Below are 10,756 nucleotides of genomic sequence, written 5' to 3'. Positions count from 1 at the left end.
CTGCTCGATCAGGATCTCGAAGTTGGCGTTGGGCAGGTACGGGTCGTGGAACTTGGACACATAGGTCTTGGTGGTCGCGTCCCAGCGGATGGCCTCCGGGTAGAACAGGCCGAGTTGGGTCAGGTTCCGCCCTTCGATCTCGCCCTGTGAGACGCCGGGCACCGGCCCGTCGTACGCGATCGTGAACTCCTGCCGGGGCGCATCGACTTCAAGCGTGACGCCGGTGACCGACACCAACAGCCGGCGTTGTTCGAGCACCTCGCACGCCGCGGCCGCGACGGACGGATGTGAACGCCGGTCTTGTAAGAACCACTGCCCAAGACGACGGCCGATGCTTCCGATTGTCATGGCGAAGTTCAGGCAGAGATGTTTCGAACGGGTTGCGAACGAGGGCCCGATCATACATCCGTGCTTTGAACACGCAATGCTGTCCAACGTGGCATGCCGGGACTCTTCGTCCACACTGCGGACCAGCCGCACCGCACGCCGGTGACGGGACCGTCGGGCGTGTGATGCGGCTGTAAATCCGCGTGTCGTTGGTTGCCGAACCTTACCGCCGCCGACGCAGCATCAGGCCGCCGAGGGCTAGCATGCCGAGGCTTGTCGGTTCGGGGATGGCGGCGGCGGTGAGCAGGACGTTGTCGAGGCCGGCGTCTTCCTGGTTTTGGGTGCCGTCGTTGTCGACGACCTCGAAGGGCAGGATCATGCGGTCGACGCTGGCGAGGATCTCGGTGGGGGTGAGCGTGGCCGGGCCGAGCAGGTCGCCGACCGTGCCGCCGATCGGAACGTCGAAGCCGAAGAGCGTGCCGAGTTCGGAGACCTGCAACTCTTGCACCGGGACGAAGTCGCCGCCGTTGTCGGCGGTGTCGAAGGCAAGTTCGAACGAGTTCCAGTCCGGTCCGGGCGTGGGGGCGTCGCCGATCCAGATCAGTGCGTTGAGGTCGTCGACGTCGCCGGAGAAGACCGCGACGGTCAGCGGGGAGATACCGGAGTTGGGCGTGCCAGCGTCGAATAGTGCGTAGTCGAAGCTGAGGGTTCCCCCGACGTAGGCCGAGAGGTCGCCGCGGAACTTAGCCGGGGCCGAAGCGAAAGAAGAAGGTTCTTCAATGGCGTCGGTGAGTTCGGCGTAGCCGCCGGGATTGCCCCCGGTGGCGCTGTGGACCATGTCGGTGGTGTTGTCCACTTCGGTGAAGTCGACGCCGAGCGGAATGACCGACACATCGACATCGAAGCCGAGAGCCGACCAGCCGTCGAGGTCAGTGTCGAAGGTGGAACTGATGGGTGCCTGGGCGTGTGCCGAGCTGGCAGCGGCCAGCAGGAGCGCGGCCGCGAACGGGCCGGCGATGAGTGAGCGTTGCATCTGGAAATCTCTCCCTTGGACGTGACCGACCAGCGAACGCGAGGCGCCGATCGATGGGTTTCAGGTTGGTTACGTCACGCCGACCGACCGGCCGACGTCCTCGAAGATACCTCCGCCAACTCTATCACGCAAGAATCTTCATATCGGACTAACCGGATGAAACACGCGGAAACACGGGAGGGAAGCCTGCAAATCCGGTTCAGACCGGACTTTCCGGATCAAGGCGGGTTTATCCCAACTCGGCCAGACGGCGTTCGAGGTCGGCCTGCTCGTCCTGTTTGGCGGTGCGGTTGGCGACGGCGGTGGTGGCGGCCCGCCAGGCGTCGTCGTCGCGGAAATCGGCCGGCAGCTTTTCGACCGCCACCTCGCCGAGCGCGATGTGATGCTCGGCGAGGCGGGCGTTCAACGCCGACTGTCGGCCGACGATCTCGGTGCGCTGGCGTTCGAGTTCGGCCAAGGCCGCGCGGTGGGTTTGGTCTGCGTCGCTGCGGGCATCCTGCTTGGACTTGAGGTCGCCGCGGGCGGCGTCCAGGGCATCCTCGGCGGCGGTCGCCTCGTCGGCCGCGCGGCGGGCGGTATCTCGGATGCCGTCGAGATTGTCCGGCGAGACATCGAGCAACTCGGCCGCCGCTCGCAGTGCTGCCGCCGTCTCGGACGCGTCGCATTCGATCGGGGCACTTTGGAGTTGCGTCAAAAACGCCGCGGTGCTGTCCTTCGCGCCGGTCGCCGCCGACTTCCAAGGCGCGAGCGCTTCACGCAGGGCGGTGTCCGCGTCGGTCCTGGCTTGGTCGGCGGCCGTCTTGGCGGACTCGGCGTTGGAAACGACCTGCTCGGCTTCGGTGATCGCGGCGTCGGCTTCACGTAGGGCTACGTCGTGAGCGGCTTCGGCGGTCTCGCGCTCACCGGCCAGTTCGTCCAGTTCCGCGTCCAGACCGGCCGACTCGTCGGCGGCGTCATTGAGTGCGACCGTTGCCGGCAGGCCCGCGAACTCCATCCGCCCCAGCACGGCCCGCGTGGCCAGCGCGACGCCGAGCGTTTGCAGCGCCGAGCCGGCGGCCGCCTTGGCGCTGGTCAACTCCCCATGCACGCGGGCGAGGTCTTTGTTGAGCTGCCGGCGTTCGGTGTAGCGGCTGAACGCGCCCTTGATGCCGGAGAAAAAGCCGCCGTCTTCCCGCGCGGCTGCGGGGGCTGGCGGGGTCGACTGCGTGGCGGGTGCCGGCGGCTCGGCGACGGTCTCCGGTGGCAGCGGTGCGTCGCCGATCGCGACGCGGATGACGACGCCGTGATCGTTGGCGTCGCCGAGGATGACGGCGTCGCCGTGCTTGAGCGGCAGCGGTTTCACGACACGTTCGCCGTTGACGAAGGTGCCGTTGGTTGAGCCGTAATCTTCGACGAGCCAGGTCGTGCCGCGATCGTCCCGGCGGAACTGCCCGTGTCGGCCCGAGACCTTGCCGTCGATGTTGGCGTCGAACCGCAATCCCTCGTCGATGGACCGGCCGAACGGCAGGGCGTGACCGTTGAAGACGAACTCGGTGTCGGCCTTGGACCCGGTGACGAACGTGAGCCGAAGGCCATCGCTGCCGGCCGAGGGCGTGGCCGATTCGACGACGGTCGGAACCGGATCGGCCGGTGGTTGCGCCGACGCTTGCGCCGGAACTTCGGCCTGGGTTTCTGGCGTCGGCGATTGCGGAGTGTCTTCTTCGGGCATGGCTTTGGGCATGGTCGTCATGCCGGCCCATGCGTGCAACCGACAGACGGGGGGACAAAAGTGCCGGACCGGGATGGCCGGTTCGTGGCCGACGGGGTCTGGGTTTCGATTGCGTGGCCCCGCACCGGCTTTAACATCGCATGGGAGGCCGCCATGCCCGACGACCACATGCCCGACGATCCAATGACCGACGACAACAAGATCATCATTCGTCACGCGAACAGTTCCCTCGCCGGTCGGGAAGACACGTTCGACAAGGACGTGATCACGCTCGGCCGACGCGAGGACAACGACATCGTCTTCGACGTCAACGTCGACACGCTCGTGAGCGGCAAGCACGCCGAGATCCAGGTCAAATCCTCCGACGGTGACACGGCCTCAAGCCGGGCGATCGTCGTCAACGACTGCGGCAGTCGCAACGGGACGTACATCAACGGTGTCAAGGTCGAGCGGCCCACGCCACTCGGCGTCAACGACCGCCTCACGCTCGGGCAGGGCGGTCCGGCGTTGTTGGTGAAATTCGCCGATCAGGTCGATGCCGCCGGGCCGGCGACGATGGTGGGTGGCGGGCCGGTGCCGCAGGGGCAGGCGTTCGAGGACGCGATGGCCGCCGACACGCCCTCGGTCCGTCCGTTCGGTGGCCCGCCCAAGCCCGCCGCCAGTCGGCCGGCCCACAAGCCCGGCGCCCCGGGCGCGATCGCCGGCCTGCCGCAAGGCAAGCAGACCGTCGGCCTCAACACGCTCATGGGTGTGGTCCACGAAACCACTCGCAAGGAACGCAAGCGGACCCTCACCGCGCTCGGTTGTGTCGGCGTGCTCTCGCTCATTCTCATCGCTGGCGTTGCCGGCTGGTTCGCGCTCAAGACATCGGGCCCGACCAGCGAGGAGCGCTGGGAGCAAGTCATCGCCGATACCCGCGGCAGCGTTTACATGGTCATCAAGTACCGCAACGTCGACGGCAAACCCGTCCGGCTCGGAAGCGGTACCGCGTGGAGTCTCGAGCCCGGCAAGCTCGCGACCAACGCCCACGTTGCCGAGATGATGAAGGACCTGACCGACGACGAGTTCGTCGTCGCCCGTCGCGGCAGTACCGACAACGACCTGCGGATGGTCGACTACAAGTTGCATCCGGGGTACGAGAGTTTCACGAAGCTGTACCGTGCGTACCGGCCGTACTTCCCGGCCGACGGATCGTTCATGCCGATGGTCGGCGGGGCGGACGTTGCGTTGATGATGGTCCACGAGGACGACATCGCGAAGCAGGTACCGCCGTTGGAACTGGCCGACGAAGTGTCCCTCCGGCCCGGGCAGTCGGTCGCTTACGCCGGCTTCCCCGCCGAAGGTGTGAGCGTCAACTACGACGCGCCGACGCCGGTGACCAAGAAGGGCGCGCTTACCGGCTTCTCCGGCCTCGCGCTCGACGACTCGACCAGCGGCAGCGAAGTGTTCATCCGTCACGACCTGCCAAGCCTCGGCGGTGCCAGCGGTAGTCCGATCGTCAACGGCGAAGGCAAGGTCGTCGCGCTCAACTTCGGTAACGACATGCAGGGCATCTCCGCCGACGGGTCGCGGCTCTCGGTGTCGGGCTTCGGCTATGCGGCCCCGGTCCGCTATCTCACCGAGCTACGCGACGGCGAAGCCACCGAAGCTCAGGCCAAGCGGAACGAAGCCTGGGAAGCGCGGTTCAAGTCGCTCTTCGAGCGCGGCATCGAAGACCCGCAGCGGTTCATGAAAGTCCTGGCAAGCAGCGAGTTCGATGCGCTGCGTGCGAACATGCCGGCGGTCATGGCCGGGCGGGAGTTGGTGGTCGTCAACGAAGGCTCGTTCGATCTGGGCCGGGCACCGATCCAGGAGGAGATCATCGTCAAGGGCCAGGGCCCGGTCGTCATGGTCGTCTGCAGTGAGCGCGGCGGCCATGGCATGCAGTTCATCATCGGCAACGACACCGAAGGCATCAATCGCGTCCCGGTCGGCCCCGAGGAGTTCGTCAACGCCTACTACGGCAGCTTCTTCCACGTCGCCGAGCCGAACATCACCGAGCTGACCATCCCCGTGAAGGTGTCGAGCCTCATGCCGACGAAGGTGCATTACATCGTCGTGCAGGCACGGAAGAAGTGACCCGCGCCATGGAGTCGCCCTACCCCAACCAGCTCTCGGGCATCACCGGCAAGTGGCAGTGGCTACTGTGGTTTTTCGTATGCCTGATCGGCGGATGCGTTTTGGCCGGAGCGTACTGGTTCGGGCGGATCGTGCCGTGGCTCGACTACATGGTGATCGTCATCGTCGCGCTGTTCCTCGGCGCGTTGATCAAGAGCTTCAACGACATTCGCAGCCTCGACCGTGAGGCGAAGCTGGCGAGCAAGCAGGTCAAGCAGCTCGTCGAACTCAACGACGTGGCCAACTTTCTCAAGCACAGCGAGCCGAGCGTGTTTCGTTCGCACATCCGGTCGCTGCACACGATCTTCCTCTCCGACACCAACATCCAGCAGGACTCGCTGATCGAGATCACCCACGCCCGGCTCGTCGCACGCAACAAGGTCGTCGAACTGCTCGGCAGCATCCTCATCACGCTCGGTCTCATCGGTACGATCATCGGCCTGCTCATTTCCATCGGCGGGCTCAGCGGCGTCCTCGGCACCGACGCGTCGGACATGGACGCGTTGCAGACCCAGATGCAGATCACGGTGAGCGGCCTCTCCACCGCGTTCTACACCACGCTCTTCGGCGCGATCTTCGGCGGCGTGGTGCTGCGCATTCTCACTAACGTGATCGATGCCAACATCCTCCGGTTCATGGCCCACCTCTCGGAACTGACCGAGGTGTACGTCCTGCCGGCGATGCGCCGAACGGCGGCGCGGCTCGAGGGCGAGGGGTACTACCGACGCATGGACGGTGCGGGATGAAGCTCGTCCCGCGACGGTCCGAGGGTTCGTTCTACGAGTCGTTCAGTGACTTGATCTTCTGCACGCTGGTGCTGTTCATCGTGATCGTGATGGCACTGGTGCTCAAGCTCGGACAAGCCGGCGGCGGTGGCGCGGGCGGCGCGGCGTTGGTGCCGACGGAACAACTCGACCAAGCCCTCGCCGACGCCAAGCAGCTGCGTGCCGAACTGGCCGACGCGGCGAGGCTTGCCGCACAAGCCCAAGCCGACAAAGCCGCCGCCGAGGATGAACTCCGTCGCGCCGCCGCCGAGTTCGCCCGACTCGCCGCCAAAGCCAAGGCCGACGCCGAGCGTGCCCTGGCCGACGCCGCTGCCGCGGCGGCGGACGCGACCAACGAGTTGGTCTTTCCCAACCGCTTTCAGGGTTCGACCGGGCAGACGTATTTCAATTTGATCGCACTGCCGATCGAGGGCGACGTTTGGGTCGCGTGGACCGACGCTGACATCAACGCACGCTGGTACCTCAACCGCAGCGGGACGCGCACGACAGACGGCCCGGACCCGGTGCGCGAGCTTTGCCGTGCCGTTCTCGATGACCAGATCACGATGATGCCGTTGGAGCAGTTTCTGCTCATGGCGCCCGACCTGGGCTTTGTCGATTACGACGAGCACATGGTCGTCAACGGCGCGGTCGCGTCGGCGGTGTACTTGGCGTGGCGGTTTCAGAATGAAGTCGGCGCTGGACCCGGCGCCGCGCGGCGTCTGCGTGATCTGATCGGCGGTCGAGACTTCGGCAGCACCACGTGGTACGACGATCACGAGGCCAACACCAAGCGCATGCGGGCCGATGTGCTCAACGCGTACCGAGAACAACTCAACTTTTCTTACGGGCCGACCCGCACCGACCCGACCTACCACCACGACCTGATCGACGAACGTTTCCGCGCCGTTCACCCGCGCGCCAACACCAACGGCAACTGGGTCCGTTTCACCGCCAACGGCGTCGGGCGTGTCCGTGTCGGCCGACTCTCGATGACGGCCAAGCAACTCAAAAACATCCTGCGCAGCTACGACCCGGGGGGCGGGTTCTATGTCGAGTATGTCGACGCCAACGGCGACCCGGCGGACCCGCCATTGTGGGTGATGGAACAGGTGCTGATTCCCGCCGGCATGAACGCCCGGATCGTGAACGAGGATGCGCTGCGCTAGGCACGCGGCCGCGCGGGTCAGTATGAAATGCCGAGCTGCTTGGCACCGGCGACGGCGGGGGGATAGCCGGCACGGGCGGCCTGGCGGAGGTAGCGCAGGCCAGCGTTCTGATCGTTAGCGTAGTTGAGCAGGTAAATCGCGTACTCGTGGGCGGCGGCGGCGTGGCCGGCGTTGGCCGCGCGCTGCAGTAAGCTTGTCGCATCGTTGAGCAGGATGGCACGTTGTCGATCACCCTCGGGGCGTTGTACCGCGGCCTGTCGGAGATAAATGCCCAGGCGCGCCATGGCCGGGACGTGATTCTGATCGGCCCCACGCTGCAGGTACGTCGCGCCGAGTTTCACGTCGGCCAAACGCCGGTTCGGGCCGCCCGCTTGGTGCTGCGTGAGAATGTCGCCGGCGTACACCATGGCTTCGACCTCGCCGCCCTCGGCCGCTTCGACCGCGTTCGACAGTGCGAGCCCGAAATCCTGGATCCTGGTGACGTCTCGAACCCCTACCAACTGCACGCCATATGGCGGATCTTTGTAGCGCAGAATCGTCTCGACGATCAACAAGCGCGCGGTCGGGCCGTCGGTGACCTCGGCGAGGGTGAGCAGCTCCGACCGCAGCCCGGGGATAAGCCGTTCGCGTTGGTCGGGGTCCGAAAGTTCGGCACGCAGTTCACGCAGCAAAGGCTCCGAAACGTCGCGGAGTTCACGGATCTCGGCGAAGGTTTTGGCTTGGCGGGCGGCGCTCAACAGCTTGTCGAGCATCGGTTCGAACCGTCGCTCCTTGGCCAGCGCCTGGGCATCGGCCAAGTGCTGGCTCATCGGTGGCTCGCGGTTGATCGTGACCCGCATCCGGTGTGTGGCGCGTTCGCCGTCCTTGTCGGTGGCGACGATGTCGATTTGGGATTCACCCGACGCCGCGGGGTTGGCCACGAGCGTCAACCACCACTTGGTGCGATTCGCGTCGTCACGTCTGGCCGAAGCGCTGGGAATGAGCGACGTGTTCGACGAGGTCGCTCGCACCGCGATGTCGTCGGGCGACTCCTGATCCGTCAGGGTGAACTCGAACTGGAGCACCATGGTGTCGAACTTGCCTTGAGCGGCTTCGGGCAGGCCGGCGAGCGTCGGAGGTGTGTTACGGGTCGGGGCCACCGGTGTGATCTCCAACTCGAACGTCGTCTGGCCCGTCGCGCCGTCGAGGTCCTTGGCGGAGACGGTCACGGTGGTTTGGCCGGCGGTGTTCGGGATCGTCTCGATGATGATCGCCCGGTCTTCACCGCCGCCGATCTGGCCGAACTCCTTGATCAGAGAGCTCGGCAGCACGTTGACTTTGTCGGTCTTGAACCGCAGCACGAGCTTGTCGGTGGGCGTGCGGTCGTCGGTGACGCGGAACTGGATCGGCCCGAGCGTCTGGCCGGCCACGACGGTCTGTGGCCCGATCGCGCTGATGACCGGTGGCTGGTTCGCCACCGGCGGGTCGGACCGATCATCGGGCTGGTCAGGATCATCACCGTCACCTTCGCCGGCGGTATCCGCGGCGTTCGCGGCATCGGCGGCGGCTTGGTCGGCTGCCCGCGCGGCATCATCGGCCGGATCGTCACCGGCTGTCGGCGTGACCTTTTCGGAACCCAGCCCGGTGTAGGCAAGGTAGTCGCCGTGCACGATCTGCCCCGCCCCCAGCACTCCGCCGATGCTCGCGATCAACAGGAAGAACAGCAGCACGACGGCGAGCACGAGCCACTTGCCGCGTCCGCCACTGCCGGTGGTCATGGTCGGCGGCGCGGGCGGGCGGTTGTCGGCTTGCAGGTCGGCGGGGATGCGGACGGCCCCGGGTTGGGGCCCGGACTCGGCGACGGTGGGGGTGTAGCCGCCGCTCTCGGCGACGGTCGCGGGGTACTGCGGGCCGAAGCCGGTGGACATCGCCGCACGGATTTCGGAGATGCGGTCGCGGTCGAGGCGGCTGGGGATGTCGTTGGTGCCGAAGGCGCTGTTGGCCTGCGGGTCGGCAAGTTCGGCCTGTCCGCCGACCTCGAGCAGCACCGGCGAGAGCAGCTGCAACACCTCTTGCGTTGACGGGCGTTCGTCGACCCGCTGGGCGGTCATGCGGTTGACCAGCACGCACAAGTCGTCGCTGACCGCGACATCGAGCTTGGACAAGTCGAACGCCTCGCCGTCGCAGACCGCGCGGATGATTTCGGGCAGGCTCTTGCCCATGTGCTGGTGCTCGCCGGTGAGCATGAACGCCAGCGTCAGACCCAGCGCGTAAACGTCGGAACGTTCGCCTGCGTTGCTCGCGTTTTCGAACAACTCCGGGGCCATGTATTGCGGCGTGCCGAGGATGGCGTTGGCGTGGGTGGCGAGCGTGTCGAACTGTTCGTGCTGCTTGGCGATGCCCAGGTCGGCGAGCTTGGTCGAGCCGGCGCGGGAGAGGATGATGTTGCTCGGCTTGATGTCGCGATGGACGACCTTCTTGCGGTGCAGCGCGGCCAGGCCCTTGGCGGTGTGCAGGGTCACCGTCAACGCCTCGGCGACGGTCGGCGGCCCGCGGCGCTGGACCCGGCCCTCGACGCTCTCGCCGTCGACCAACTCCATCACCGTGTAGTGCGTGCCGTTGTAGTCCGTGGTGTCGAGAACGGCGAGGAGGTTCTCGCTGCGGATCTGGGCGGCGAGCTTCGCCTCACGCTGGAAGCGGGCGACGAGGTCGGGGTTGTTCGCGGCGACATCCTTGCGGAGCACCTTGATCGCGACGTCGGTGTCGAGGTTGTAGTGCCGGGCGCGATAGACGACCGCCGCGGCACCTTCGCCGAGCCGTTCGATGATGATCGTCGGCGGCACGATCCGAAACCCCGACTGCAGCGGAAACCCCGCGAGCACGGGGTCGTCGAGGTGGGCATCGGTGCGAGGCATGAATGTGCGTGAAGGGTGTACGTCGGGGCCGAAACAGAAGATTCAGGAGGAGAATACACGACGATGTGCTTCTCATCTCCTGAATCTTCGTTCTCGATCCTCGGCTCGGCGGCTCAACTTGTCGGCAGCGTGTCGTCGGGGGCGAAGACGACCTGATACTCGTCGAGCTTGGGAACCTGCCCTTGACGCTGGGCGGATTGGATGTCGGCCAGACCTTCGTCGGAGAAGACGTAGGCGGTGTCTTCCGCCTCGCCGGTGGCGGGGTCGACGAGGATGTAGGTGTTTTCCTCGACCTTCTGGGCGACACGGGTGTTGTTGTCGCCGCCGGACTCTTCGAGTTGCTCGAGCTGTTCTTCGGGCAGGGTGTCACGGAAGTCCCGATAACGTTCCTCGGCCTGCCGTTTTTCGTACTCATCGGCCTCGCGGCGTTCTTCGATTTCCTTGCCGATGAAATAGCCCGCACCGCCGCCGATGGCCGCGCCGAGTAACGCGCCCACGAGTGCGCCGTTGTCGTCGTCGATCTGGTGGCCGATGACACCACCGAGCACCGCACCGCCGATGGCGCCGCCGATCGCGCCGCCTTCCTTCGTGCAGCCGCCGAGAGTCACGCCGGTCAAAAGAATGCCGCAGACCGCGGCCCGTTGGATCAGTTGAGATTGGCTCATAGAGTTTCCCTTGAAGTGTTCCCTGTCCGGGTTCGACAC

The 10,756-nt window shown here is 66.0% G+C and carries 8 protein-coding genes; 3 read left to right on the top strand and 5 right to left on the bottom strand.

The genetic code is table 11. The features are described from left to right. The 3 genes from AAGD32_11875 to AAGD32_11865 form a co-directional block, all read right to left on the bottom strand. On the bottom strand, positions 1-348 hold a 348-nt coding region (locus AAGD32_11875; GenBank protein MEM8874939.1), incomplete at its 3' end, for a hypothetical protein. Positions 349-550: 202 nt separating this feature from the next. Next, the gene (locus AAGD32_11870) at positions 551-1,360 is read right to left on the bottom strand and encodes a PEP-CTERM sorting domain-containing protein (protein ID MEM8874938.1); all 810 of its coding nucleotides are present in this window, start codon (positions 1,358-1,360) and stop codon (positions 551-553) included. A 229-nt stretch (positions 1,361-1,589) separates the two neighbouring features. After that, positions 1,590-3,089, bottom strand: a complete 1,500-nt coding sequence (locus tag AAGD32_11865) for an FHA domain-containing protein (GenBank protein ID MEM8874937.1) — start codon at positions 3,087-3,089, stop codon at positions 1,590-1,592. Positions 3,090-3,221: 132 nt separating this feature from the next. Here AAGD32_11865 and AAGD32_11860 point away from each other — a divergent pair, with 132 nt between their 5' ends. From AAGD32_11860 to AAGD32_11850, 3 genes are read left to right on the top strand one after another with little or no spacing between them, the layout of a single operon-like run. Beyond that, positions 3,222-5,186, top strand: coding sequence for an FHA domain-containing protein (locus AAGD32_11860; protein ID MEM8874936.1), 1,965 nt, complete (start codon positions 3,222-3,224; stop codon positions 5,184-5,186). Between the two features lie 8 nt (positions 5,187-5,194). After that, positions 5,195-5,971: a MotA/TolQ/ExbB proton channel family protein gene (locus AAGD32_11855; GenBank protein MEM8874935.1), complete on the top strand. Its 777-nt coding sequence runs from the start codon at positions 5,195-5,197 to the stop codon at positions 5,969-5,971. Beyond that, entirely contained in the window at positions 5,968-7,158 is a 1,191-nt protein-coding gene (locus AAGD32_11850; protein MEM8874934.1) for a hypothetical protein, read from the top strand. Before AAGD32_11855 ends, AAGD32_11850 begins: the two co-directional genes overlap by 4 nt. A 17-nt stretch (positions 7,159-7,175) precedes the next feature. On the opposite strand, the gene AAGD32_11845 is transcribed toward AAGD32_11850, so the two are convergent. Next, positions 7,176-10,052, bottom strand: a complete 2,877-nt coding sequence (locus AAGD32_11845) for a serine/threonine-protein kinase (GenBank protein MEM8874933.1) — start codon at positions 10,050-10,052, stop codon at positions 7,176-7,178. A 113-nt stretch (positions 10,053-10,165) separates the two neighbouring features. Further along, a complete protein-coding gene (locus AAGD32_11840) occupies positions 10,166-10,717 on the bottom strand; it encodes a glycine zipper domain-containing protein (protein ID MEM8874932.1) in 552 nt (183 codons plus the stop codon). Between the last annotated feature and the right edge of the window lie 39 nt (positions 10,718-10,756).

This window comes from Planctomycetota bacterium (assembly GCA_039182125.1).
Lineage (GTDB): Bacteria > Planctomycetota > Phycisphaerae > Tepidisphaerales > Tepidisphaeraceae > JBCDCH01.
Note: the sequence above shows the minus strand (reverse complement) of the source record. Positions and strands in the feature narration are given on the sequence as shown.

Excerpts from the sequence above, each read along its gene's own strand:
- AAGD32_11860 (MEM8874936.1), top strand. The coding sequence starts at position 3,222 with ATGCCCGACGACCACATGCCCGACGATCCAATGACCGACGACAACAAG.
- AAGD32_11845 (MEM8874933.1), bottom strand. The coding sequence starts at position 10,052 with ATGCCTCGCACCGATGCCCACCTCGACGACCCCGTGCTCGCGGGGTTT.
- AAGD32_11870 (MEM8874938.1), bottom strand. The coding sequence starts at position 1,360 with ATGCAACGCTCACTCATCGCCGGCCCGTTCGCGGCCGCGCTCCTGCTG.
- AAGD32_11840 (MEM8874932.1), bottom strand. The coding sequence starts at position 10,717 with ATGAGCCAATCTCAACTGATCCAACGGGCCGCGGTCTGCGGCATTCTT.
- AAGD32_11850 (MEM8874934.1), top strand. The coding sequence starts at position 5,968 with ATGAAGCTCGTCCCGCGACGGTCCGAGGGTTCGTTCTACGAGTCGTTC.
- AAGD32_11865 (MEM8874937.1), bottom strand. The coding sequence starts at position 3,089 with ATGACGACCATGCCCAAAGCCATGCCCGAAGAAGACACTCCGCAATCG.
- AAGD32_11855 (MEM8874935.1), top strand. The coding sequence starts at position 5,195 with ATGGAGTCGCCCTACCCCAACCAGCTCTCGGGCATCACCGGCAAGTGG.